24 protein-coding genes and 1 tRNA gene are annotated in these 25,316 nt (G+C 56.0%); 3 read left to right on the top strand and 22 right to left on the bottom strand.

Features of this window, described 5'->3' with window-relative positions; all coding sequences use genetic code 11:
* Positions 1 to 26: 26 nt before the first annotated feature.
* The 6 genes from CFter6_RS24995 to CFter6_RS26690 all read right to left on the bottom strand — a co-directional run bounded on the left by CFter6_RS24995 (position 27) and on the right by CFter6_RS26690 (position 9,503).
* A complete protein-coding gene (locus CFter6_RS24995; protein WP_082814677.1) occupies positions 27 to 5,117 on the bottom strand; it encodes an eCIS core domain-containing protein in 5,091 nt (1,696 codons plus the stop codon).
* Between the two features lie 262 nt (positions 5,118 to 5,379).
* Positions 5,380 to 5,454: transfer RNA gene (locus CFter6_RS09410), tRNA-Val, on the bottom strand.
* A 91-nt stretch (positions 5,455 to 5,545) separates the two neighbouring features.
* Complete coding sequence (locus tag CFter6_RS09405; protein ID WP_061539707.1) at positions 5,546 to 7,819, bottom strand: RelA/SpoT family protein; 2,274 nt, start codon at positions 7,817 to 7,819, stop codon at positions 5,546 to 5,548.
* A 10-nt stretch (positions 7,820 to 7,829) separates the two neighbouring features.
* Positions 7,830 to 8,180 (bottom strand): RidA family protein, encoded by a 351-nt coding sequence (locus CFter6_RS09400; RefSeq protein ID WP_061539706.1) that lies wholly within the window; start codon positions 8,178 to 8,180, stop codon positions 7,830 to 7,832.
* A 51-nt stretch (positions 8,181 to 8,231) separates the two neighbouring features.
* On the bottom strand, positions 8,232 to 9,098 hold the full coding sequence (locus CFter6_RS09395; RefSeq protein WP_061539705.1) for an alpha/beta fold hydrolase: 867 nt from the start codon (positions 9,096 to 9,098) through the stop codon (positions 8,232 to 8,234).
* A 270-nt stretch (positions 9,099 to 9,368) separates the two neighbouring features.
* On the bottom strand, positions 9,369 to 9,503 hold the full coding sequence (locus CFter6_RS26690; protein WP_257722414.1) for a hypothetical protein: 135 nt from the start codon (positions 9,501 to 9,503) through the stop codon (positions 9,369 to 9,371).
* 13 nt (positions 9,504 to 9,516) lie between these two features.
* On the opposite strand from CFter6_RS26690, the gene CFter6_RS09390 reads away from it, so the two are divergent.
* Positions 9,517 to 10,326, top strand: coding sequence for a polysaccharide deacetylase family protein (locus CFter6_RS09390; protein WP_236904591.1), 810 nt, complete (start codon positions 9,517 to 9,519; stop codon positions 10,324 to 10,326).
* A gap of 88 nt (positions 10,327 to 10,414) precedes the next feature.
* Here the strand turns inward: CFter6_RS09390 and CFter6_RS09385 are convergent, their stop codons facing one another.
* Positions 10,415 to 11,068, bottom strand: a complete 654-nt coding sequence (locus tag CFter6_RS09385) for a CoA transferase subunit B (RefSeq protein WP_061539704.1) — start codon at positions 11,066 to 11,068, stop codon at positions 10,415 to 10,417.
* 22 nt (positions 11,069 to 11,090) lie between these two features.
* Positions 11,091 to 11,789, bottom strand: coding sequence for a CoA transferase subunit A (locus CFter6_RS09380; protein ID WP_061539703.1), 699 nt, complete (start codon positions 11,787 to 11,789; stop codon positions 11,091 to 11,093).
* 187 nt (positions 11,790 to 11,976) lie between these two features.
* On the opposite strand from CFter6_RS09380, the gene CFter6_RS09375 reads away from it, so the two are divergent.
* Positions 11,977 to 12,492 carry a LuxR C-terminal-related transcriptional regulator gene (locus CFter6_RS09375; RefSeq protein ID WP_061542283.1) on the top strand — a complete coding sequence of 172 codons (516 nt, stop codon included), beginning with the start codon at positions 11,977 to 11,979 and terminating at the stop codon, positions 12,490 to 12,492.
* Here the strand turns inward: CFter6_RS09375 and CFter6_RS09370 are convergent.
* A complete protein-coding gene (locus CFter6_RS09370; protein WP_061539702.1) occupies positions 12,489 to 12,908 on the bottom strand; it encodes an acyl-CoA thioesterase in 420 nt (139 codons plus the stop codon). The genes CFter6_RS09375 and CFter6_RS09370 overlap by 4 nt on opposite strands.
* Positions 12,909 to 13,051: 143 nt before the next feature.
* On the opposite strand from CFter6_RS09370, the gene CFter6_RS09365 reads away from it, so the two are divergent.
* Positions 13,052 to 14,743, top strand: coding sequence for an electron transfer flavoprotein-ubiquinone oxidoreductase (locus CFter6_RS09365; RefSeq protein ID WP_061539701.1), 1,692 nt, complete (start codon positions 13,052 to 13,054; stop codon positions 14,741 to 14,743).
* Positions 14,744 to 14,806: 63 nt separating this feature from the next.
* Here CFter6_RS09365 and CFter6_RS09360 read toward each other — a convergent pair whose 3' ends face one another.
* The 13 genes from CFter6_RS09360 to nuoN all read right to left on the bottom strand — a co-directional run bounded on the left by CFter6_RS09360 (position 14,807) and on the right by nuoN (position 25,305).
* On the bottom strand, positions 14,807 to 15,643 hold the full coding sequence (locus CFter6_RS09360) for an ACP S-malonyltransferase (RefSeq protein WP_257722416.1): 837 nt from the start codon (positions 15,641 to 15,643) through the stop codon (positions 14,807 to 14,809).
* 36 nt (positions 15,644 to 15,679) lie between these two features.
* Complete coding sequence (locus tag CFter6_RS09355) at positions 15,680 to 15,925, bottom strand: phosphopantetheine-binding protein (RefSeq protein ID WP_061539699.1); 246 nt, start codon at positions 15,923 to 15,925, stop codon at positions 15,680 to 15,682.
* Between the two features lie 48 nt (positions 15,926 to 15,973).
* Positions 15,974 to 16,417: a lipocalin-like domain-containing protein gene (locus CFter6_RS09350; RefSeq protein ID WP_205631456.1), complete on the bottom strand. Its 444-nt coding sequence runs from the start codon at positions 16,415 to 16,417 to the stop codon at positions 15,974 to 15,976.
* Positions 16,418 to 16,452: 35 nt separating this feature from the next.
* Complete coding sequence (locus tag CFter6_RS09345) at positions 16,453 to 17,241, bottom strand: SDR family oxidoreductase (RefSeq protein ID WP_061539698.1); 789 nt, start codon at positions 17,239 to 17,241, stop codon at positions 16,453 to 16,455.
* 2 nt (positions 17,242 to 17,243) lie between these two features.
* Complete coding sequence (locus CFter6_RS09340) at positions 17,244 to 18,020, bottom strand: polyketide synthase (protein ID WP_205631455.1); 777 nt, start codon at positions 18,018 to 18,020, stop codon at positions 17,244 to 17,246.
* The gene (locus CFter6_RS09335; protein WP_061539697.1) at positions 17,998 to 18,717 is read right to left on the bottom strand and encodes an enoyl-CoA hydratase/isomerase family protein; all 720 of its coding nucleotides are present in this window, start codon (positions 18,715 to 18,717) and stop codon (positions 17,998 to 18,000) included. The genes CFter6_RS09340 and CFter6_RS09335 overlap by 23 nt, the downstream gene beginning before the upstream one ends.
* Positions 18,710 to 19,948: a hydroxymethylglutaryl-CoA synthase family protein gene (locus CFter6_RS09330; protein WP_061539696.1), complete on the bottom strand. Its 1,239-nt coding sequence runs from the start codon at positions 19,946 to 19,948 to the stop codon at positions 18,710 to 18,712. The genes CFter6_RS09335 and CFter6_RS09330 overlap by 8 nt, the downstream gene beginning before the upstream one ends.
* 15 nt (positions 19,949 to 19,963) lie before the next feature.
* Complete coding sequence (locus tag CFter6_RS09325; RefSeq protein WP_150118688.1) at positions 19,964 to 20,710, bottom strand: SDR family NAD(P)-dependent oxidoreductase; 747 nt, start codon at positions 20,708 to 20,710, stop codon at positions 19,964 to 19,966.
* Positions 20,703 to 21,986: a beta-ketoacyl-[acyl-carrier-protein] synthase family protein gene (locus CFter6_RS09320; protein WP_061539694.1), complete on the bottom strand. Its 1,284-nt coding sequence runs from the start codon at positions 21,984 to 21,986 to the stop codon at positions 20,703 to 20,705. The genes CFter6_RS09325 and CFter6_RS09320 overlap by 8 nt, the downstream gene beginning before the upstream one ends.
* The gene (locus CFter6_RS09315; RefSeq protein ID WP_061542280.1) at positions 21,976 to 22,500 is read right to left on the bottom strand and encodes a 3-hydroxyacyl-ACP dehydratase FabZ family protein; all 525 of its coding nucleotides are present in this window, start codon (positions 22,498 to 22,500) and stop codon (positions 21,976 to 21,978) included. The genes CFter6_RS09320 and CFter6_RS09315 overlap by 11 nt, the downstream gene beginning before the upstream one ends.
* Positions 22,501 to 22,826: 326 nt before the next feature.
* Positions 22,827 to 23,384 carry an NUDIX domain-containing protein gene (locus CFter6_RS09310; RefSeq protein WP_061539693.1) on the bottom strand — a complete coding sequence of 186 codons (558 nt, stop codon included), beginning with the start codon at positions 23,382 to 23,384 and terminating at the stop codon, positions 22,827 to 22,829.
* A gap of 90 nt (positions 23,385 to 23,474) precedes the next feature.
* On the bottom strand, positions 23,475 to 23,789 hold the full coding sequence (locus CFter6_RS09305) for a DUF2818 family protein (protein ID WP_014005591.1): 315 nt from the start codon (positions 23,787 to 23,789) through the stop codon (positions 23,475 to 23,477).
* Positions 23,790 to 23,793: 4 nt separating this feature from the next.
* Entirely contained in the window at positions 23,794 to 25,305 is a 1,512-nt protein-coding gene (gene nuoN, locus CFter6_RS09300; protein ID WP_061539692.1) for an NADH-quinone oxidoreductase subunit NuoN, read from the bottom strand.
* Positions 25,306 to 25,316 lie beyond the last annotated feature (11 nt).

The raw sequence follows: 25,316 nt of genomic DNA, 5'->3' as shown, positions 1-25,316 counted from the left end.
ATCACAACGGCCATTGATTTGCATCGTCATTTCCCATGCGCGGTGCGCCTGTGCCTTGTCAGGTTTGATTGAGTGGTATACGACTTCCCGCAATTTTTTTCCTGGCATGCAAACAGTTCTTTTTTGGCTTTCTTGGCCGGCTCGCCAGCATCCGCTTCTTTATCGGGCGACCGCCCCCTCTTCTTGAGATCGGTCCCGCTGCTTCCGGAAACAGATTTCACCGGTTTGGACTTGGGAGAACTTTTTCTTTTCCGCTTGGGACCGGAACTGCTGCCGCTCGAACTGCCTGGCAACGCCGCCTGGCCTGCCTGCTGCTGCGGCCGCGGCAACAGCCTGATGTAATGCCCTCCGGTATTGCGTATGGCTATGGCGGTTCCCAGGTTCACAGCCGCAAGAACCTGATCCACAGTTCGCGTGCCTATGCCGGCGGCATTGCTGATCCCCCTGAACAAGACATTGCCTGGCTCGAGCAGATACACCGTTTGGCCCGCATGCAACCGGGTCCAGGCGCGTATTTCAGGATCGCCGCCCCATACTCCGCTTGTACCCATGTACTGCTGATAGCGCGGCACCGAAATGCCCTGGTCGCGCATTGCATCATAAGCCAGCCGCGCTTGCCTCGCCGCAGGGCTGCTGCCGCCTAGTTGCCGCAATTCGGCAAGCGGCGTGTTTGCCACATCGGCGTCTTGCAAACCGGCGACTACGTTGGCGCGAATCGCATTGGCGCTCTCCAGGTTGACATTGCCCGGCGCCGCCAGCGCGGCAAACAGGCAGTTGCCGTCAGTTAGCTGGGCGCCGTTTACAAAGGAGCGATCGATTGTTGCTATCGCCACGCCTTGCAGCCGCGCTCTCTCTGCCGCACCTAATGCATCCGTCACGATAGTCCGCTGTGCTGCATCCACGCGGGCGCCATAGTCCGGATTGCGCTCTACCCAGGCGCGCGCAAGCCGTGTCCGGTAATTCATTTCCTCTTGCCACAACACTCCTGCGCCTAGACCGCTGTTCTGCACCCAGCGCAATTCTGCCTGCTCGACTTCCTGCTCCCAGGTGAAAAACATGAGGGCGCGAGGAATAATGACGGTATTGAGGCGCTCATGTATTGTGTCCGAAGGAATGGCATCCAGCGCCATCAGCATGTTTGCCGTACTAGGCAAAAAATTGGGATAAGCCGGCTGCCTGTTCATCAGTACCATATAGGCGATCAGATGCGCCTGGACGCCGTGTGTCCGCTCATCATAACGATCCAGAACATCATCCGCCAATTGATCCTGTCCTCCCAGCGCCACGGCCGCCGTCGCGCTTTGCATCTGCAAGTTAAGGCGTTCGGCAAAATCCGGATTGTCCAGCAGGGAAGCTTGCACAAAACCAGCGCCTGCTTTTTCTCCCTTGGATGAGCTGCTGCCTGCATCTTCTTTTTTCTTGCCAAGAGAATCCGGCGTCAGCGATTCCGAGCTGGTGGCGGGCTTTTCGCTTGCATCTTTCGATGCAGCCCGCGCCTTGCGCATTTTTTCCGTTATTTCAAGCACCAGCCGCTTTTTCAAAGCCAGCGTTTGCTTGAATACATCCATATTCGTTGTTGATTCGGTGTCCCGTTTTCTCCGCAAATCGTCCATGTCTTTCTTCAGTTCCTTGGAAAGCCATTCCGGACGCTGGCCGATATACTTCAGCATCTCGTCCACCAGCCACATGTCGTCCGCCTGGAGGGACTTACCCAAGCTCATTTTTTCCTGTTCGGCATTGGCGCTCTGGATCGCTCCTTTCATCTTGTCGCCGGCGTAGACCTGCATGAATTTGAGAGCATCGGCTTCACTTGCAATGGCCGGGATTTCTTCGGCCGGCCCTGAATCGCCGCCTTTTTCCTTGACGCCTCCCGTTGCCTGAGCCGCAAACTGGTTTTCCCATTCGTCTGCCGCGGTCGACTGATCCCGGTCTTGGTCAAACAGCGGTAAAGGAATATCGCCGAAGCCCTGCCTGCGCAATACCAGGTAAGCATAAGCGCGGCTGATGCGGCCATTGCCGTCATGTAAAGGATGCAGCACACTCAATTGCTGCTGAATCCGTGCGGCCAATTTGGCGCTCTCGGTTAATTTGTACCCTTCTTCGCGGCTTTCTCCGATGACAGGTGCATTTATCGCCGCCATGCTTTCAGCGCCGCGCTTCAATATCCCGGCCAATGCCGTTCTCTTATCTTCGTTTTGATAGCTGACCTTGCTTTTTTTGGTCCCTGCAATCTCGTCTTCCTGGTCCACCTTGATCTTTTCCACCGCAGCGGCTGATAGCGGCACCTGCATCCCATCCGCAGTGCCGCCGGCCAGGCTCACAAGCAGCGTCTTCATCTGCCCCGCGGCTTCCATGTCCCCCTTGATCAGCTTGCCGCCTTTTTTACCGCTTGCCTGCTGCGAAATTTTATAGATAGCTGTCCCATCTTTTTCCGTGCTTTTCTCCTTTATCGCCTTCCAGCGCCCTGAAATCAATGCCACTTGCTTGGCAGTTAACCGCAATCTGAACATATTGCCGCTAACCGAAAATTCCGCCCCCGCTCGTGCAGCAACTTGAGCAAACAGCTCTTGCGAGAGTGCCCCGGCGATCGAATACAAATTGTCCACCAACAGCCCATTTGCTATCAATACTGCCTTGTCTTTGTCAGGCAATTCAAACGCCTCGCCCCAACTGCCGGGATCTTCGCCCGCCACGATAAACTTGATTTCTGCAGGACTGTTTCCCAACAGCCTGGCGGCAATCTGGATAAATCCATCCATCGACCAGATGTCTATATCGCTGTTGGTGATCACGTCATGCCATGCCTGCGCAGTCTTTTTGCCGTAAGGGAAAGCAAAACTGGCATCGGCCCGGCCCTCAAACCTGTCGGCGGTATTATTCGAGATGAACCAGGCTTGGGTTTCCGCATCCACATCCAGTCCGGCAAATTTGGTGATCCATTTGTCACGCTGGTTTAACAACGTCTCCTGGCTGGTTTGCACGGTTTTGTCGTCGCGCCGGCCCGCTGGCTGCCGGCTGACGGCTGCCCCTTGTTCCACCATGGTGATCTGGCGCTTGACATTGGCGCCAAAATCGCCTCCCTCGATCGACAGCACTTTGAAAGTTGCCTGCGCTCTAAACAGTACTTCCCTTTGACCTTGCCCCACGCCAGGCACGACCGCGCTGATGGGAATGCCGTTATGGCCGGTGGCATAGATTTTGTAGCGGTCCGCGCCGCCCGCCGTATTTTTTGAAAAAGCAACGGTTCCGCCCGCCGATTCACTTGCGCTCATGGGTGTTCCCAGGCTAAACAGGTAACCAACCCGCAAACTGTCGTTACGTGGATAAGCGGCATATACAGTGCCTTCGACCGGCGTGATCTTCGCCAGCAGAGAATCCAGCAGGCTGATGCTTGCGATTGGCGACTGTTTATCTTTCGCCCCAGCCGTGGTCGCTATTGTCGTCAGCACATCCGAATCCATGTTGCTGTTATGGTCCTGTACATTTGAACCGCCGCTGGCCCATTTCTTGAGAATGTCGAATTCATCAAGATTTTTCTTCAGATGCGCAACCTGCCTTGCTCTTTGCCGCAAGAACGGCGCGTCTTCCCTTAACATTTCCACCATTCGGACTTCATTCAGCCAGTCAATCGGGGGCTGTCCTTTGGCCAGGGCTTTTCTCTCCGCGTCCGTTTCCGTTTTTGGCGCGGCTTTGTAGGCGACAATGCTTTTGTCCTGCTCTCCTCGCCGGACATTAAACACGGCGCTCAGATATTTACCGCCGTCGGCAATGCCGGCGTCTTTCGCTACCTGCTGCGGGTTAGCCGTAGCAACAGCGAGATGGCTAAATAATGCGACGATATAGTCGCTATAGGTTTTTGACTGTTTTTTCCCCGGAGGCAGTTTCGCCTGCGCTAGCAACTGGCGATTTCCCAATTCAACTTCCGCCTGCAAAACGCCCATCAATGCTTTTATGTCGCTTTGATTCTCCAGCAGGAAGCGTTTTTGCCTGTCCAGCAAATTGTCCCAAGTCGTGTAATCGACCGTCGGCAGTTTTGTTTCAAATTCCGCCGGATTGCGGGGATCCCATGTGCGCCGCTCATCGTCTTGTTCCACGCGCGCGGCAGGAAAAATCACCTCGGCGTTGCTGCGCACCGATGCCCTGTGCTTATCCAGGCCGGTTCGCTCCGTCATCGGTATTTGCGATCCTGCCTCATCCAAGGCGGCCAGCTCTGCCTCGTCATCCAGGGCCAGGCGCAGTCTCGCTTTTCTCCGCGCCATGTAAGGCGCTATGCCTTGCCAGGCCAAATCAATGTTATCGGGCAAATCCACCTTGCGACCGCTTGCTTCCGCTTCTATCCATGCCCGTCGCACCTGGTCGAAGGTGATCTCGGCCGATATTTTCTGGGCCGCTTTCCATAACTTTGTGAGATAGGTATTTTTTGTATATTGGACTTCGACTTTGTCGGGAAAATTGATGACTCTTTGCACCGGCCTTGCCTGATTGCCGTGGATCGGAGTCAATGCCGTTGACGCGTGCACGGCTGCGCCGGCAGCAACCGGCGGCATTGCTGAAAGCGTCGCACCCAGTTGATCTGCCTCATGCTCCAGGCTCGGCTCATCGTTCAGCGCCACCCCGTCAACCGCAGTCGTCGGCGCCACCCTGCCCTGCGCCTGCTGCACCACATGCCAGGCCTCGTGCGGCAAATGCCGCTCTTGCCCCGGCGCGACATGAATCTCTGTCCCCCGGGTATATGCCAGGGCATTCAACTGGGCAGGCTGCGGCGAGTTGTAATGGACTTTGACGTTATCGAACGAGAGACCGGATAAATCCTCTATCCCGGATTTCAGGCTGTCCGGCAAGCCGGTATGGTTGGGTATAAGTAGGGGTTGCCGCGGCAGCGCGGCTCCGGCAGCATCCTTTTCTGCCCTCTGCACGATGCCATCGCTTTTTTGTTCAGGAGCCGCCGACAGGGCTTCGCTGCCGATCGGGCGCCGCAAGGGACTCGAGGAATACCTGTAATTGCCGAATGGCGTGGTGAAAATATCTTCGCTTGCCGGCGCTTCGTTTTCCAGGTCTTTGCTCGGCGACGCCAGAGATCGGGCCGGTGCCGGCTCCAGTGCGGGCTTAACTGCCATGGGCAACACTCCCTTGGAATCGTTTGGGGACTCGAGAGGCAAGGACGGCGATCGTTTTTACGGGACAGGCTAAGTTTGCTACACAGCCGCCGATCATCATAAACCATAATCGGAAGATGGCCGGGACGTGTTTTACCGGAGCCATGCGAGGCGGACTAACCAGGAAATGATGAGAATCGAGGCTCGGATTGATGAAAATATCCCCGGGTCATCCCTGGGATTTTCATTACCGGCTTAACTTATTGATTTAAAACAGGAATTCTGGTGGGAAGTACAAGTTTCGAACTTGTGACCTATCGCGTGTGAGGCGATCGCTCTACCCCTGAGCTAACCTCCCGGAGAGGGCGCTATTATGACATAGAATTTTCAGTAAATAAAGCAGGCGCCGAGATGATGCAACATATTTCCCGGCCCCTGCTCCGCCAGCCTTACTGGCGCTTGGCTTCCAGCACTCCTTTTACCTCGCGGATCACGGTCAGCGCCTTCTGCAGCTGGGCGGTAGAGGCGATTTCCGCGGTGAACGCCATCCGTGCGTGGGCCTTGGCGCTCTGGGTGCTGACGCCGATGACGTTGATTTTTTCGCGCAGGAACACTTCCGAGATATCCCGCAACAGGCCCTGGCGATCGCTGGCCAGCACGAAGATGTCGACCGGATAGACGGTTTCCGCTTCCGGCGCACCCCAGGTAGTCTGGATCACACGTTCCGGCGCCTTGATGCGCATCTCGGCGAAATTCTTGCAGTTTTCGCGATGGATGGAAACGCCCTTGCCGCGCGTGATGAAGCCGACCACCGGATCGGGCGGCGCCGGCTTGCAGCACTTGGCCAGCTGCGTCATCAAGCCGTCGGTGCCCACCACCAGCACGCCCGACCTGCCGCCGTGCGCCACGCTGGAGGCGCGGCTCTTGCGGGTAATCGCGGCTTCTTCCAGTTCGCTGCCGTACTCGGCAGGCTTGGCGCCGGGATCGTCGTGCAAGGCATGCTCAACGTGACGCAGGCTGAATTCATCTTTACCTATCGCCAGCAGCAGGTCTTCCAGCTTGGCGAATTCCAGCTTGCGCGCCAGTTCTTCCAGGTTGACCGCGGTCTTGCCTTCGCGCTGCAAGGTCTTGTCCAGCAAGCTGCGGCCGCTGGCCAGGGTTTCCTGCTGTTCGATGGCGTTGAACCAGGCCCGCACCTTGGAGCGGGTGCGCGCGCTGGCGGCGTAACCCGGCGTCAGCCAGTCGCGCGAGGGGCCAGGACCAGCGGCGCCGGGAGCGTTCTTGGCGGTGATGATTTCTACCGTCTGGCCGTTCTTCAACGGCGTATTCAGCGGCACCATGCTGCCGTCCACCCGCGCGCCGCGGCAGCGATGGCCGACGTCGGTATGCAGGTAGTAAGCAAAATCGATGGGCGTGGCGCCGCTCGGCAGTTCGATCACGCGCGCTTGCGGCGTCAGTACATAGATGTGGTCGTTGAGCGTGGCCTGCTTGAGCTTTTCCAGCCATTCGCGGCGGCTGTCCTCGTGCTCGACCACGGCATCCACCACTTCGCTTTTCCAGGCCAGCAGCTGGCGCAGCCAGGCGATCTTTTCGTCGTACTTCTGCGCCGAGAAATTGGAGCCGCCGGCTTCCTTGTAGCGCCAGTGGGCCGCTACCCCGTACTCGGCGAAATGATGCATTTCGTTGGTGCGTATCTGCACTTCCAGCGCCCGGTCGTCATCGGCCAGCACCACCGTGTGCAGGGACTGGTAACCGTTCTGCTTGGGCCGCGAGATATAGTCGTCGAATTCTTTCGGGATCGGCACCCAGATGTTGTGGACGATGCCGAGCACCGTGTAGCAAGTCTTGACGTCGTCGACGATCACGCGGAAAGCGCGCACGTCGTACAGCTCGGAAAAGTCGAGCTCCTTGCCCTGCATCTTGTTCCAGATGCTGTAGATGTGTTTCGGCCGGCCCGAGACTTCGGCCTTGATGTCGGCCGCCGCCAGCTCGCTGCGCAGGCGCGTGATGGCGGCATCGACAAAACCTTCGCGTTCGATGCGCCGCTCTTCCAGCATCTTGGCGATGCGCTTGTAGGTGACCGGATCGATGAAACGGAACGACAGGTCTTCCAGTTCCCACTTGAGCTGCCAGATACCCAGCCGGTTGGCCAGCGGCGCGTACAGGTCGAGGGTCTCGCGCGCATATTGGCTGGTGCGCTCGTTTTCCATCTTGTGCTCGGAAAAATAGCGCAGCGCGGTCACGCGCGAAGCCAGCCGCACCAGCACCACCCGCATGTCGGTCGCCATCGCCAGCAGCATCTTGCGCAGCGTTTCCACCTGGCTGGCGGCCTGCTGGGCAGCGTTCTTGCCGCGCATGACTTCCTGCGGCAAGCCGAAGGTAAAGCCGTGCAGCCGCATCAGCTGGCGGATGCCGCTGACCAGGTCCGAAATTTCCTTGCCGAAGCGCTGTTCGATGGTGTCGGCATAACTGGCGTCGAGCAAAGGCAGCTCGAACAGCAGGCCGGCGATGCGGGTTTCGACATCGGTATCGAGCAGCGCCAGGATGCTGGTGACGCCCTGCGAGAAATCGAGCGTGCTCTGGCCGGTCGTAATGACGTTGTCGGCGTACAGAGGCTCGACAAAAGCCAGGGCGTCGAGCACGCGTGCGCTGTCCTCGGCACTCAAGCCGGCGGTGCACAGCTGGATTTGCGTAGCGCGTTGTGTTGCAGTGAGCGAAACCATGCTTACATCTTTATTTTTGTGCTGCGACCACGATAATTTCTATCAGGATTTCCGGACGCGCCAGCTTGGCTTCCACCGTCGCCCGCGGCGGCGCATTGCCGGCCGAGACCCAGCTGTCCCAGACCGCATTCATGCCATCGAAATCCTTGACGTCGGCCAGGTAGATCTGGCAGGACAGGATGTGATGCTTGTCGCTGCCGGCTTCCACCAGCAGGCGGTCGATATGGCCGAGCGATTCGCGCGTCTGGCCTTCGATGTTCTGGGTGGTGTCTTCGGCCAGCTGGCCGGCCAGGTAGATCGTGCCGTTATGAATGGCGACTTCCGAAAGTCTCTTGCCGACGTGCAGGCGCTGGATAGTCATGTTTCATCTCCTCGATTAAGCAATAGAATAAGCAATAAAATAAGCAGTAAATCAGTCGATCAGGAAGTCGGTGACGATTTTTATCTGGTCGATATGCAAAAAAGTTGGAGCATGGCCGACGCCGGCCAGTTCCACCAGCTTGGCTTTTGGCCCGCTTTCCGTCATCAGGCGAGCGGTCTCGACAGACAGCAGGTCGGATTCGGCGCCGCGCACCAGCAAGGTGGGACAGGTGATCGCCTGATAGGCTTTCCACAGCAGCTGTTCCGACAGCTTGAAGACTTCGGCGCTGGTCGAGATGAAAGGCTGGGCCAGTTTCAGGTCGTAATGGCGGATCCACTGGCCATCTGCGTTCTGGCGCAATACATCGCTGGCCAGCTTGTGCCACTCGGCGTCGGTATGCGGGCCGAACGATGCCGAGATGGCGCGCACATAGGCTGCGGCTTCGTCGAATGTGGCGAAACGCATGTCGGCGCCGATATACTCGCCGATGCGTCCCATCGCCTCGGCATTCAGGCTGGGACCGATGTCGTTCAGGACCAGCTTGCGTATTGGATTTTCCGGCAGGGACGCGAGGCCGATGCCGATCAGGCCGCCCATCGAGGTGCCGACCAGGTCGACGGTTTCGGCGTTGAGCCGCGCCAGCAGGGTCACCACATCGTTCAGGTATTGCGGCAGCACGTAATATTGCGGGTCGCGCAGCCAGTCCGAGCGGCCGCGGCCGACCACGTCCGGGCACACGACCCGGTAGGTATCGCATACGGTGCGCGCCAGCTGGTCGAAATCGTCCGAAACCCTGGTCACGCCATGCAGGCACAGCAACACGTTCGGATTATGCGGATCGCCCCATTCCTGGTAAGCCATTTTATGCAGACCGGCGGGCGAAATACACTGGACGGACTTGTGGGTTGGTATGGTCATTGCGGTCCCGTTTCGGTAAAACTCGATGGATCAAAACAACGGTCAGACAATATGTTTTGCTTTGCGTATATGCAACATCTTATCGCATATGACGCTACCCTTGCACGCCAGCTCGCACAGACGGCCAGTAAAATCCGGATTTTCTCCCCGCAAACCCTGGCTATGCGACCGCCGCAACTGTAGTTGTTTGTAACAGCCAGCCGAGAGCACAGGCTGTGCGCGTATCATTCGCGCTGCGCCGTTCCCTTCCAATCACTGTCCTGATATCTATCACCGCATGTCTTCGCTTCCCGTTTCATTAATGTCATTGCGCAAGCCAATTTCCAGCTCGCCACGGCGTATCAAAAAGATCATTTCCGGCTTGATGGTGGTTTTGGTGGCGATCGGCGTCGCAGCTTGCGCCATTGAACCGGTTCCCATGTCGCCTCAGACCGCCGAGCGACTGAAATCCCAGGCCCCAATTCGATTCCTGCTGACTTTCGACGATGGCCCGGCTGCACCAAGGACTGATAATCCGACACTGTCCATACTGACCACGCTCGCGCACAATCCGCTGCAACCCGGCGTCAAAGCCCTGTTTTTTGTGCAAACCCGTTCGTCTGACGCCGGCGAGACAGAATTTGGGCGAAACATATTGCGGCGCGAAGCCGACGAAGGCCATTTGCTCGGCTTCCACAGCGCCACGCCGCATCATGCAAACCATCGTTTCCTCAGCCCCGAAATATTCGAGCAATCGCTCAACGATGGCATTGCCGATATTGTTTCGATTCAGGGGAGTCCGCCGAAACTGGTGCGGCCGCCGTTCTGGAACTACGACAAGCGTACGTTTGCCGCTTACCAGCAACGGGGCATGCACATTCTGCTGACGGACCTGAGCGCGAACGACGGCAAGATATATGGCATCAAGGGCAGCCTGAGAAGACGCTCCAATATGCTGCATCTGTTGACGGCCGTGCGCGAGCGGATTGCCGCAGGCGAGTTGCCGGCGGTCGACGGAAGTATCCCTGTGGTAGTGAGTTTTCACGATATAAACAGTTACACCGCAGACCACATGGCGGAATATCTGCAGATACTGATGGATTGCGCGCGTGCGGTCCAGCTGCCGACTGCAAGCAAGGCTTTTTACGACGACAAGGCTGCGCTGGAACGGGCGGCACTGGCAAGAAGCGTAGGCGACGGTACGCAAGCCGTGCACCTGCCCGGACTCTGGAACTGGCTGTGGGAATAACAGGCTTAGGCTGCGCTGCCGCTGCCGGACAATAAAAAATGGCGCCTGACACACGATCGGTGCCAGGCGCCATTTCTTCAGATGGATTTCAGTGCAGCGCGCTAAGGTCCAATGGCGCGCCGGTCTGCTCGATGATGTCCTGCTGGCTCACGCCCGGCGCCAGCTCGACCACCTTCAAACCTTGTGGCGTTATATCCAGCACGCCGAGATCGGTGATGATGCGGTTGACCACGCCGACGCCGGTCAGCGGCAAGTTGCAGGCTTCGAGGATCTTGTGCGAAGTCGAGCCGTCCTTGCTCTTGGCGACATGCTCCATCAGCACCACTACCCTGCCGACGCCGGCCACCAGGTCCATGGCGCCGCCCATGCCCTTGACCATCTTGCCCGGTATCATCCAGTTCGCCAGGTCGCCGTGCTGCGACACTTGCATGGCGCCGAGTATGGCGATGTTGATTTTTCCACCGCGTATCATGGCGAACGAATCCGCCGAACTGAAATACGAGGATCCCGGCAACGATGTCACGGTCTGCTTGCCGGCGTTGATCAGGTCGGGGTCGACCGCATCGTCGGTGGGGAACGGTCCTATGCCCAGCAAGCCGTTCTCCGACTGCAGCCAGACTTCGATGTCTTGCGGTACGTGGTTCGCCACCAGGGTCGGCAAACCGATGCCGAGGTTGACATAAAACCCGTCCTGCAATTCCTTTGCCGCGCGCGCGGCCATTTCGTCACGTGTCCAAGCCATGTTGTTCTCCGTATTCTGTGGGTTATGCCGTGCGAACGGTGCGCTGTTCGATCCGCTTTTCCGGCGTCGCATTGACCACGATGCGGTGGACGAATATGCCGGGCGTATGCACCTGGTCCGGATCGAGCTCGCCGACCTCCACCAGATGCTCGACTTCCACCACGGTGATCTTGCCGGCCATGGCCACGTTCGGGTTGAAGTTGCGGGCCGTCTTGTTGAATATCAGGTTGCCGCTGCGGTCCGCCTTGTAGGCCTTGACCAGGGAAACATCGGCCACCAGCGAACGCTCCATCACGTACTTGGCGCCGTCGAATTCGCGGATTTCCTTGCCTTCGGCGACCAGCGTGCCGACGCCGGTCTTGGTGAAGAATGCCGGGATGCCGGAGCCGCCGGCGCGCAGCTTTTCCGCCAGCGTGCCTTGCGGCGTGAATTCCAGCTCCAGTTCGCCTGCCAGGTACTGCCGTTCGAATTCCTTGTTCTCGCCGACATACGAGGCGATCATTTTCTTGATCTGGCGCGTCGCCAGCAATTGCCCCAGGCCGAAACCGTCGACCCCGGCGTTGTTCGAGATCGCGGTCAGGTTCTGCACCGCCGAATTGCGCAGCGCCAGGATCAGCGCTTCAGGGATGCCGCACAAGCCGAAGCCGCCTACGGCGATGGTCTGGCCATCTTTGACTATGCCGGCCAACGCGCTTGCCGCGTCAGGATAAACTTTGTTCATGCCAATGCCTCCTGTTTGTGTAAACTCCAACTATTATTGGTTTGCGTGCAGTCTGTTAGGATATGACGAAGCGCTGCTTCCAACAATACCGTAAAAATACGAAACCAACACCAGACTGATCTGCCAAGTGCCATTGCCTAATTTAGCTATCGACTACGAAACGATTTTTGCCCATGCGCCGATCGGCATGTGCGTCTCCGAACGCCGCATCATGCAGGTGTGCAACCTGGCGCTGGCGCGCATGTTCGGCTACCAGCAGGGCGAACTGAACGGCGAGTCGTTCAAGGTGCTGTACCCGACCCAGGACGAGTTCGAGCGCACCGGCGCCCGCATCGTTCCGATCATGAACGCCAAGGGCATCTATTCCGACGAAAGAATCATGCGGCGCGCCAACGGCGAACTGTTCTGGTGCCATGTCACCGGCCACGCCCTGGTGCCGGAAGACACCCACGCCGCAGGCATCTGGACCTTTGAAGATTTGAGTGAAAAACGCCGCGCCTCATCCACGCTGTCGCCGCGCGAGCGAGAAATCGCGGCGCTGCTGGTGGAGGGCAAGACCAGCAAGCTGATCGGCAAGCAGATCGGCCTCAGCCCACGCACGGTGGAGATGCACCGGGCCAACCTGATGAAGAAATTCACCGCGTCGACCTCCAGCGAACTGGTGCACCGCCTGCTGGGCATCGCCCAGAGCGAAGGCGCTTAAGCCGCAGGCGCGGGATTGAGCAGCAACTGGCGCAGATCCTCAGGCAGCGGCATCGATTTTTCCAGGTCGAAATCGACCCAGACAATCTTCGCCGTGCCTTCGGCAAACACCACTTCCGGCAAATCGGCGCGGCGGATTTCGTAGCTGGCTTCGAAGCTGGAGCGGCCGACGGCGCCGATGTAGGATTTGACTTCGACTTCGCACGGGTATTTCAACTGCCGCAGGAAACTGCATTGAGCGTTGACCAGTACCGGCCCGTGGCGCGCATCGAAGTCGCTGCCGATCTGCTGCAGCCACTCTATGCGCGCCTGCTCCATGTAGCGGAAATACACGGTGTTGTTGACGTGGCCGAGCGCATCCATATCGCCCCAGCGCATGGCGATGCGCGTGGTATGGATGTGTTTTCTGTTTTCCATTGCACTGACTTTCCTGAATACTGTAAATTGGCGTCCAGCAAGCGAGGAACAGCACTAACCTGCCTGCGAAACCTAGCATTCTGCCGCAAAATCCCGGACAATTAGCACATCCGTTCGAAAAATTAATTATAGGTAAAGAGACAATGACTCCAACCCAAGGGCAGAACCAGCAGAACCTCCTGGAACAATATGGTCCGCGCGAAGCCATGGAATATGACGTGGTGGTGGTCGGCGGCGGCCCGGCCGGCCTGGCGGCAGCGATCCGGCTGAAACAGCAGGCAGCTGAAAAAGGCCGCGAGGTGTCGGTCTGCGTACTGGAAAAAGGCAGCGAAATAGGCGCCCATATCCTGTCCGGCGCTGTGATGGACCCGCAAGCGCTGACCGAACTGCTGCCAGACTGGAAACAGCTGGGCGCGCCGCTGACCACCGAAGTCAGCGAAGACCGCTTCCTGTTCCTGACTGAGAAAAAAGCCTACAAGACACCGAACTGGATGCTGCCGGCCTGCTTCCAGAACCATGGCAATTATGTCATCTCGCTGGCGAATGTGGTGCGCTGGCTGGGGCAACAGGCAGAAATCCTGGGCGTCGAGATTTTCCCGGGCTTCCCGGCGGCCGAAGTGCTGTACAACGAGGACGGTTCGGTCAAGGGCGTCGCCACCGGCAACATGGGCGTCGACCGCCACGGCCAGCCTACCGACGCGTTCCAGCTGGGCATGGAGCTGCATGCCAAGTACACCCTGTTTGCCGAAGGCGCACGAGGCCACCTGGGCAAGCAGCTGATGGCGAAATTCGACCTGAACAAGGGCAAAGATCCGCAAACCTATGCGATCGGCATCAAGGAACTGTGGGAAATCGATCCCAAGCTGCATCAGCCTGGCCTGGTGGTGCATACCGCGGGCTGGCCGCTGGATACCCAGACCTACGGCGGCTCCTTCCTGTACCACCTGGAAAACAACCAGGTCGCGGTCGGCTACGTGGTCGGCCTGGCTTATGAAAACCCCTACCTGTCGCCTTACGAAGAGTTCCAGCGCTATAAGACGCATCCGGAAATCAGCAAGTTTTTCCAGGGCGGCAAGCGCATTTCCTACGGCGCCCGCGCGATTACCGCCGGCGGCCTGCAGTCGCTGCCCAAGCTGACCTTCCCGGGCGGCGCCCTGATCGGCTGCGATGCCGGCTTCCTCAACGCCAGCCGCATCAAGGGCAGCCACGCCGCCATCAAGACCGGCATGCTGGCCGCCAACGCCGCGTTCGAAGCGCTGGGCAACAATCGCCAGTTCGACGAGCTGACAGCCTATAGCGAGGCGTTTGAACAGTCCTGGCTGCACCAGGAACTGCACAAGGCGCGCAACTTCAAGCCGTGGATGAGCAAAGGCCTGTATCTCGGCACGTTGATGGTCGGCATCGACCAGGTGGTGTTCGGCGGCAAAGCGCCATGGACCTTGCGCCACACCCATGCCGACCACGAATGCCTGAAGCCGGCCGCCAATTACGCACCGATCAAGTATCCGAAACCGGACGGCAAGCTGACCTTCGACCGCCTGTCGTCGGTGTTCATCTCCAACACCAACCATGCCGAAGACCAGCCTATCCACCTGACCTTGAAAGATCCGAACGTGCCGGTCAACGTCAACCTGCGCGACTATGCCGGGCCGGAAGCGCGCTACTGCCCTGCCGGCGTGTATGAATTCGTGACCAATGAAGACAATACCGAGCGGCTGCAGATCAATGCGCAAAACTGCGTGCACTGCAAAACCTGCGACATCAAGGATCCGACGCAGAATATCGTGTGGGTGACGCCGGAAGGCGGTGGCGGGCCGAACTATCCGAATATGTGATGTGCAAAAAAGGCTGCGTATGCAGCCTTTTTCATAGCTATCCAATCGCAAGCCGCGGCACCGTCAAATTTTATCGGCGCTAATATTCTTGGTCATGTCCAGCAATAACACGCCGCCGCCCATTTCAATAAACTCGCCTGCGCCGTGTGCGCGCATATAGATTATCGATTGCCGCCACATGACAGGCTGATTGATATGTTCGGCAAGATTCCGCGCAACAGACGCTGCCGTATATGGGCGGCCTGTTCTATTTGAGATGACGGGAAGCTGCGGCGGCGAGAACGAGAATTCCTGGAGATACTCACCGAATTTGACGGCCGCAGTGTCCAGCATGGCGCTGTGGAAAGCGCCGCTCACTTTCAGCACAACGTACTTGATTGCATAGTTATCGTAAAACACTTCTTCGGCCTGCTTGATGCTTTCAATCGGCCCCGATATCACCATCTGCAAGTCGGAATTGAAATTTGCCACGGACAGATCAGAGAGATTGTTTTCAGCTATCACTTGAACCACTTCTTCTCCATTCAGACCAAGCACGGCGGCCATGCCGCCGCCATGGCTTTCAGACATCAGCAACGCCCGTTTTTTTACCAGGTGCAAACCGGTTTCAAAGTCAAACACACCCGCGGCTTGCAGTGCATTAAACTCGCCAAGTGAATGCCCGGCCAAGAATATCGGCAGCGCGCCGCCCTCGTCAATGTAGCGGCGATAATGCAAGGCATTGACGGTATATAAAGCCGGCTGGACATAGCGGGTGTCGGTAAACCGCTCGGAAGGACAGCCCCGAAAAAAATCGCGAATGCTGAATCCTGCAATGCCTTCAGCGTTCGCCAGCAATTCCGGATAGGCATCAAAAACAGATGCACCCATGCCCGGGCGTTGTGCCCCTGCCCGGGAAATAAAATTGCACGATCCGATGCCAAGAGCAACCTCTTACTATCCCGCGCTGCTGGTTACGAACATATCAATCAGTCCGTTGATGTTTTTGACATTCTTGAGTTCGGTGCGTGGGATTTTTATTTTCAATTCCCGCATGGCGCCCGAAACGACAGAAACAATGTCTAAACTGCTTGCGCCGTAGTCTGTCATCGATTTCTGTAAATCGATGTTCGATTCATTGACGCCTTCAACTGCATTCGCAATGTGTTTTTTTACAATACTGGTGATGTGATTTCTATCCATGATGTTTTCTCCGCTTCGTTGATCAATGATTCCGGACCTGTTCGGGCTCTATTCCTGCCGGCTCCACACAAGCTCAAATAACCATGGCTCGCCATTGAGCAGCAGGCTATCAGTGGTTTCCAGCACCAGCTTCTCATCCCTGAAGCTGAAATATCGGCGGAATTCCGTGCCAATCTGGTTGGGAATCTTGCTGTTCTCAATAAAATGGCTGATGATTTTCTTATGATGATCAAGCTCATAATGGCCGCAATATGTCTCGAATTTCGGAAAATCCGCGACGATCTGCTCGGCGGGAACCGCGCGCACATCATTCGTGCTGAATTTGTATCTCTCAGCGGACGAGATGAATACCATTACGTAGCGCTCGGTGTAGGTCAGCATGCCGAATGGATTTTCACCTATGGGATAGATATTTTTATCTGCGCTTTTGCCAATGCAGGATTCAAGCTGCCAGCGGCCGACAAACTGGTTTCTATTGGAGTCAGGCATCATCAATATTCTCTATCTCGTTACAATGAAATTTTCGATTATTTTTCAACGAAATGTTCATCAATCATTTCGATCCATTTGGCAAAATTGTCGGTAAACATCCTGCCGTTATCGACCGAGATTACCTGACCGCGCACGGAATCCATCAAGCCGCTGCATAGGGCAACGCTCACATTACCAACCGCTTCCGCTTGGACAATGAGATCCGGGTCGAATTTTCGAATGAACGTTTGCGCCTTCTTGCCAAAAACCAGTTCGAAAGCTTCCGTATCCACCACGCCAGGTGAGATACAGTTAATGATGATATTTTCCCGCGCGCCGATATATTTGGTAAATGTTTCCAAGACGGCCTTCGATGCCGCAACATAGTCATAGTCTTTTATATGGCAGCTGCGATGTCCTTCGGAAGTGATTGCGACGACATGGCGGGGATATTGCCCCATGCGCCGCCTGATGCAATCGATATACGTGGCAAGCGGCCAGGCATTATGTCTGATGCTATCCAGCAGTTCTCGGAATTTATAGGTGTCGTTAAACTGGGGAGCAAAGGCGGCATTAACAATCAGGGCATCGATTTTTTTGTTTTCTTGCGCAATGGCGTCGATCAAACGGACAGTTGCATCCTCATCACTGATATCTGCCTGAAAAAATACAGGCTGGTTAGGGTAGTGAGAAAAATACCGTTCAAGTTCTTCCAGATTGTCTCCCCAAAAATAAGTGCCATATACTTTTGCGCCGGCTTTAACAAAACTTTCAACGGTGGCGCGGCCTATACCTTTAGTGCCGCCTGTCACCAATACGGTCATTTCACCAAAATTATCAAACATGGCTAGCCTGTGTAATTATCTTGTATTTGCTGCTCGATATTATTTTGATTGAACGAAATATGATGCATGAAGGCCTCGATAGTGCTGGTTTCTTCCAGCGCTTTGCGTCTTTCAATCGACATGTACTTCTTCAATAACTCCAGGCTGTGGCGAGATTTCTCGATAATCGCCGTGGCCAGTTCGATAGCTTTGTCCATCACCGTGGCGCGCGGCAAAATATAATTGAAGCAGCATTTGCCTTTCAGCTCACTGCCCTTCATATAATTTCCAGTGACCATCATCTCAAAACCGGTGTGATAGCCAAATGCTTCTTTGCTCATGGCGGTAGAGCCCATGCCCGGAGTGAAGCCCATGTTCATGAACGACATGCCATAGCGGCTCTCTTCCGCCGCGACCAGGATATCGGCATATAAACCTAATATCAGTCCGCCGCCTGTGGCGCTGCCTTCCATCGCCGCAATAACCGGGATCGGTATGTTCAAGAAATGCTTAAGATGATTGGCATATTCATGCTCAATGTCGGTTTTGTAGTGAGCAATCAGGCCTTGTAAAAACGCTTCGGTGCCGCCGCTGCAAAATATGTCCGGCAAGCCTGCCAGAATCACTACCTTGATGGTTTTGTCTTTTTTTATGGCGTCGACAATTTCACGCAACTGCAGGCAGAAGTCATCGTCAATGGCATTTTTGTTGACTGGATCATCAATGCGCAGAAAAACAATCCCTTCTTCGCCCTTTTCCAGGCAGACTTTTTTCATGTCAATCACCGGCATATTCATCATTGAACAACCTGATGTCTTCCAGGTAGCGACGTATTTTTTCCATGGCCTGGGCATCATTCAGTTTATTTTCAAGAAGCTGACACCCTATATTCAGCGTTCTCTCGAAAGAATGGCGTTCAGCCAGCAGCATCTTGCTCTCCTCTATGACGGATGGCACGAGACGAGACAGTTTCCTGTTCAGCACCTGGATATCCCGCTCCAGGTTCTCCGGCGTGCTGACATGATCTACGAGCCCCCACTCCAAAGCTTGTTTTGCCGCAACGACATTTGAATTCCACACCAGGTATTTAAGATGATGCGGCCTGATACGCTCCAGCAAGCAGGACATGGCAATGGCTGGCGTAATGCCGAACGAGGCTTCCGGCAAACTAAAGGAAGCCGATTCACTAGCGAGAATTACGTCCGCGACTGCCAGCAGCGCCATCCCTCCCGCAATCACATCGCCTTCGACCTTGGCCAAAACCGGTTTGTGGCTGCTTCTTACCATTTTCAGGATAGCGGCGAATTGCGACACGAAGCTGGCGTCATAAGCGGTCGAGATGTAAACAAGATCCATGCCCATGCTGAAGCAAGTGGCACCTCCCGTGAGCACGATGACTTTGTTCCGCTCATTATTCAGCGCTGATGCAAACCTGCTTGCGAAATCGGCCAGCGAGCCAGGATTGAATTTCAAGGGTACCGCGACGCATTCATGCATGGCGATAACTCCGCAGGTGGTTATCGATGCGCTCAAGGATGAGGCGGCCGCTTCCGCTGTAGCGACCTGCACACCAGTCTTGTAAGCCGTTCCTGTCCAGGCTGTAGTCGTGCCCTTGCATTTGTGCGCTGCGCGCATCCTCCAGCTGTTCGTAAGACGCCACATCCAGTATTTTTCGCTGGCCCAACAGCGCATCCAGCTTGGCCCCTTGCTGCCGGGCGATCTCTAATGCCTGTCCTCCGACAAGCACGCTGAAGTACTCCGCGCAGGATCCGGAACCATAGGAGTAGATTCCGATCCGGTCCCCTTGCTTGAGCTTCGGCGCCTTCACAATCAGCGAGAACAGGGAAAGAAAAATGCTGCCGCAATAGGTAGCGCCGATTTGCTGCGGGTAATACAGGGAAGGCATGACTTTCTGCTCGAATGAAGCGATCAACTGTTCCTTTCCGAATTGCCCTTGCAGTTCCAGCAAGACCTTGTGCGCCTGTTTGCTGATGCCGGGGAAAGGCAAGTGATAGATATTGTGATCAAAATAGGCAATATCGCCGGCTTCTGGCGTCTGTTTGCAATATTCTTCGAAAGTGCTCTCGAGTCCGTCCAGATAGGAAAAAAGACTGGCCTCCACATCAAAAGCAATTTCTTTCCAGGGAAGAGGCCGAATGACATCTGTGACTTCGTGCGTGTGGATGCCGGATTTCCCCGTTTCAATGACCGCAAAATCCGGTTGGTCCGAGATCAGCAATGCGATGGCGCCGGCGCCAAGGCTGTATTCCATCTTTCCGTGACGGGTCATGTTATTGCTGATGTCTACATTGATCAGCAGCACCTTCTGCCCGCGGTTGAGGCCGGACGATATCCACGATTCCGCCATTTTCAGCCCCGCCGCGCCAGCATGGCAGGCCGATTTCAGTTCAAAGACACGGCAGGTGGATGGCAGTTCCAGATAACGATGCGCCCAAGTGCTGACGGCCTTTTCCTGGTCCAGGCCTGATTCGGTTGCTACGATGAACAAGCCGATCTCTGCACGGTCCGCATCGGTGAGCATTTCTTTGGCGCTATTGACGGCAAGGGTGACGGCATCTTCCCACAGCGGCACCAGGCTGCGCCTGACGACCATCAGCGATTCCCGGATGTATCCGGAGTCTCCGCCGCGCGCTTGCGCCAATTCATGCAGTTCCAGCGCCAGGCTGCCTGGGTAGATACTGATTTTCTCAATGCCGATGTTGTTCATTAAACAGTCCAGATGTTAATAAACCCAGTCAATGCCTCCGGTTACATTGAAGGCGGAGCCGTTCACATAACTGCTTTCTTTGCTAGCCAGGAACAATATGGCCTCAGCCACTTCAGCGGCCGCCCCCAGTCTTCCAACCGGCGCATGCTGCGAAAAAAATTGTGTAATGCCCTTGGCGTCGCTACCAATAATGTCTGTATCAATCAGACCCGGCACCAGTACATTGGCCGTGATGCCGAAGCGGCCATACTCTTTGGCCGTAGTTCTGGTCAATCCCACCAGGCCCGCTTTTGATGCGGCATAAGCCGCTTGTCCCGAAGAGCCATCCTTGGCCAGCGAAGACAGGGTAACGATGCGCCCGTATTTATTGGCAATAAACGACGGCAGGAAATAACGAATCAGATAGAACGTGCCGCTTAAATTGGTGTTGAGCACCAAGGCCCAGTCTTCATCTGTCGTCGACACCAGGTTGCCCGGCAAATCCATTCCGGCGTTGCAAATAAGGGCATCAATGTTGGTGAAGTCAGCGAGAACACCGTCTCCCACCGACTCCACTGCGCCGCTGTCGGCAATGTCCAGTTGATAGGCTCGGCACAATTGCCGGGGAAACTCAGTCGCCGCAGTGTCGAGAAGCCGGTGTGCGCCATCCATGTTGCTGTAATAGCTGAAACCAACATGCCAGCCCCTGCGCAAAGCGGCAATAACCACGCTGCGCCCGATACCGCTGGCGCCGCCGCTGACAAAGAGGCTCATCTCAGCCATGGTATCGTCTGAAGAGACTGGCACTATTGATGCCGCCCATGCCAAAAGAGTTATTGAGAAAAAAATCGACTTCTTTTTTTACATTTCCGTATGCGCAGACGTCGAGATCGACAGCGGAGTCGAGGGTTTCGATATTATGGGATTGATGAAATTCCCCGCGTCTCATCTGCCAGATTGCGACCGCTGCCTCCACCACTCCGGATGCCCACATGGTATGCCCCAGCAAGGATTTAGGCGCATTGATAAGGAGTTTTTCAGCGTGCGCGCCAAACACTTTTTTAATCGATTCCAGTTCGACGATGTCCCCAATTTTTGTGGAAGTGGCGTGGGCACTTACATAATCGACTTGCTCGCCAGAGACATTGCATTTTTTCAGTACATCTTGAATTACCCGAACCTGCCCCTCATGAGAAGGGTCTCCCAGATGGTTGGCGTCGGAGTTGACGCTTGCCCCAAGAAGTTCGGCATATATTCTGGCGCCGCGGCTTTGTGCATGTTCGGCCTGTTCAAGGATCAATACGGCGCCGCCCTCACATGGCAGGAAGCCGCTTCGATCCGCGTCGTAGGGCCGGCTGGCTTTGGCCGGCTGATCTTGATACCGGCTATAACAAATGGCCTCCAGTATGGTCAGCGAGTGCAGCATCATCGGGTGAAAAGATGCCATGGGGCTGACGACCGCCACTACCAGTTTTTTATCTACCTTAATTGCATTGATGGCAGCCTGTATCGCCACATTTCCGGTGGCGCAGGTACCGCCGACCAGATAGGCGAATCCTTTTGCATTTAAAACCTGAGCCACAGAAGATGAGTGGTCTGTATCCATCGAATTGAGGCCGGAAAAGGCATCGATGAATTCCGGCTCGTCGGCAAAAACCTCTTGCTGGTCAAGCAGATATTTGTCAGAGAGGTTATGGCCTCCGCAGACTATGCCGTAGCCGAAGGGGTCAATGGAACGTTCGAATAAGCCTGCGTCCAGCCAGGCATCCATTGCCATCAGCACGGAGCGTTGGACCCCTTTGTTAGTCTGTTTAAATACCCGCTTGGCACGGGCGAGGACTATATCGGGAATGCGTCCTTCAAATGTGTGCAGCTTGCCTTCGATATCATACCCACGAAGCTGCCCGCCAATCTTTGAATAGGTGTTGCTGGTGTCGATATTTTGCCAGTAACCAATGGCTGATTTTCCGGACAATAAATTATTGCCCACATTGTCCAATGTGTCGCCAATAGGAGTGTTGATAGCGATACCCGTTACAACGATGCGATCAGAAGACAAAAAATTCTCCTTTTCCTACGGTTACGATCTGCTGGTTGACCGCAATCTGGACAATGGCGGTCGCTACCAGCGAATCGTATTCAGCGATGCAGCATCGAATCGTCATCAAGTCATCGGGGCGTACCGCGGACAAATGAAAAACATCGTAGATCCGGGTGCCGACTGCATTGGTGACTTGCTCTTCTAGCGGCGGGACAACCGTTTCATTTAATAAGAAATACATCAAGATGAGAGCAGTTTGAAACATACTTTCCTGCTGCAAAACACCCGGGTAGATGGGATTGTTGGGAAAGTGCCCTTCGAATACCGGATCTTTTGGGTCTATCCATCTTGTTGCTTGTATTAATCTGAGTTCAAGATTGATCAGCTCCACATTGTCAACCATGAGAAAAGGCGCTCGATGCGGGATCATTTTCTTGATCTGGCTTTGGTCTAACGATGCGTCCAACTGATTGGCCGCATCTTGCGCAAACAACAACTGCGTTTTCAGGCGATTCAGCTCGAGATTTTTCATACGGAAGCGCGCATTGAAAATCTGACCCTTCAATCGTGATGTTGGGTTTTTGAGTTGCCTGTATGCACTGAAAAAAAAGGATGGCCGCACGCAAAATGCTGCTGCATTTAGCTCCAGCCAAAGCGGGATTTGTCAGTCTAAGAGCAAGAATACGAAATTAATTTCCGCACAGCAACCTGCTATTAATGACAGCTTGAAGTTTTCAGTATCTGTGCTGTGGAGATGCAATTAATTTAATGACAATACATCGCCGCCAGGGGAAAGCGGATAAGCTCAACTCGTCGACACAGCAACAAGGACGGGGAAAAAATATCCCGCTTGCGCTCCTACGGTAGTTTCCAATCGCCGGCGACAATTTTTTCAAGCCAGAAGGTGCCGATCACGGTCTTGACGTCGGTCACCTTGCCTTCCCTCACCCAGCCCAGCATATCCGCCAGCGGCGCCTTGAAGACGTCCAGGAATTCGCCATCGTCCAGCTTGCGCTCGCCGCCGACCAGGCCGCGCGCCAGGTAGAGTTCCAGGTGCTCATCGGAATACGCAATCGCATTATGGATGGTGCAGACATGCTGCCATTCGGTCGCTGTATAACCCGTTTCTTCCAGCAATTCGCGCTTGGCGCAGTCTAGGTGATCTTCGCCCGGATCGATTTTCCCGGCCGGATATTCAATGAACACGCGCTCCAGCGGATAACGGTATTGGCGTTCAAGCAAGACCGAGCCATCCTCGAATAGCGGCAGGATGACTACTGCGCCGGGATGCTTGATGTATTCGCGCGTGGTCGCTTTGCCGTCGGGCAGCTGCACCGTATCGCGCTGTACTTTGAGGAAGTCGCCGTCATAAGCTTCGGCGCTGGCGATCCGGGTTTCTATCAGGTGACTATCCATGCGGGAACTCCGAGGAAAGATAAGGCAGACGAGAGGAAGATTGTAATGCAGGCGCAGGCTGCAGGCCGGGCTGCCAGGCAGGAAGCCAGGTCAGCGGTGCTTCTTCAGGTAGCGCAGCACGTAGCCGGGATAGGCCAGCACCAGGAACATGCAGCCGGTCACGGCATAAAATTCCCAGCCCTGGCGAAAGGTATTGCCGATATTCGCTTCCAGCACATACGCAAACAGGCCAACCAGCGCATACAAGGCGAACAGCTCAAGCAAACGCACCCAGACCGGCTTGACCGCGGCCTGGCCGCCGGACTTCAGCGGCACCAGGGCGAACAGGCGTTCGTTGATAAACGGCAGGTTTGCGGCCAGCAGCGCCAACAGGATCACGAACCAGCTGGAGAGAGAGACATTCACGGAGTTACTGCACCACTCTGCCGAGGAACGAGGTCAAGGTCTTCACGATAGCTGTAGTGGTGGCATCCATCAGCCAGCCTGGCCACAAGCCCAGCACCAGCACCGCCATGCCGTTCAGGCTGAGCAATACGCGCACATCAAGGTGGGCGACAATCGGCGAGCTGTCTTGCGGCTCGTCAAAATACATCAGCTTGATCACACGCAGGTAGTAGAAGGCGCCGATCAGCGAGAACAGCACGGCCACTATCACCAGCCAGAGCTGGCCGCTGCCGGTGCCGAGCACGGCCTGCAGCACGGACAGCTTGGCGTAGAAGCCCATCATCGGCGGAATTCCCGCCAGCGACAGCATCAGGACCAGCATTACCGCGGCGAACCAGGGGCTGCGCTGGTTCAAGCCTTTGAAGTCGTCCATGTTTTCCGCTTCGAAACCGGAGCGCGCCAGCAGCATGATGACGCCGAAGGTGCCGAGCGTGGTCATCACGTAGGTGATCGAATAGAACATGGCCGAGCTATATGCATTGGCGGTCGAGAACAGGTTGCCGTCGACCACGCCGGCCAGCAGGCCGAGCAGCATGAAGCCCATGTGGGAAATGGTCGAATACGCCAGCATGCGCTTGATGTTGGTCTGGGCAATCGCAGTGATGTTACCGATCGCCATCGACAGCACCGCCAGCACGGTCAGCATTTGCTGCCAGTCGGTCGCCAGCGGCAACAACGCCTCCACCAGCAGGCGGAAACAGATCGCAAAAGCCGCCAGCTTGGGCGCGCCGCCCAGCAGCAGGGTAACGGCAGTCGGTGCGCCCTGGTAGACGTCAGGCACCCACATGTGGAACGGCACGGCGCCCAGCTTGAACGCCAGGCCGGCGACGATGAACACCACGCCGAACAGCAGCACGGTCGGGTTGATGCCGCCGGAAGATGCGGCGCGGGTGACTTCGATCAGGTCAAGCGAACCGGTGGCGCCGTACAGCATCGACATCCCGTACAGCAGGAAACCGGAAGCCATTGCGCCCAGCACGAAATATTTCATGGCTGCTTCAGTCGCGCCGGCGCTGTCGCGTCGCAATGCCACCAATGCATACAGCGACAGCGACATCAGTTCCAGGCCGAGGTAGATGCTGAGGAAATTGCTGCCCGAGATCATCACCATCTGGCCCAGCAGGGTAAACAGCGCCAACGGATAGAATTCGCCGCCGAGATGGCCGCCGACCATGCCGCGCTCGCTCACATAACGGCGCGAATACACCAGCGTGATCGCCACCGCCACATAAGACACCAGCTTCAGCAGGCTGCTCAGCGGATCGGAGACGAACATGTTGTGGAAGGTGTAAACCGTCTCCCCGCTTTGGAATGCGCCAAACGTCAATACGAAACACACGGCCAGCACGGCCAGCGTCAGGTAGTAGGTAAGGTAGCGCTTGGCATCCGAAACGAACATATCGATCAGCAGCACGACCGAAGTCGCAATCAGCAGAAAGATTTCCGGATAAACAGGGATCAGATTCATGTTATTCATTTATTTGCCGC

Origin of the sequence: Collimonas fungivorans, from assembly GCF_001584145.1 — a bacterium.
In the GTDB taxonomy this organism is placed as follows: domain Bacteria; phylum Pseudomonadota; class Gammaproteobacteria; order Burkholderiales; family Burkholderiaceae_D; genus Collimonas; species Collimonas fungivorans.
Note: the sequence above shows the minus strand (reverse complement) of the source record. Positions and strands in the feature narration are given on the sequence as shown.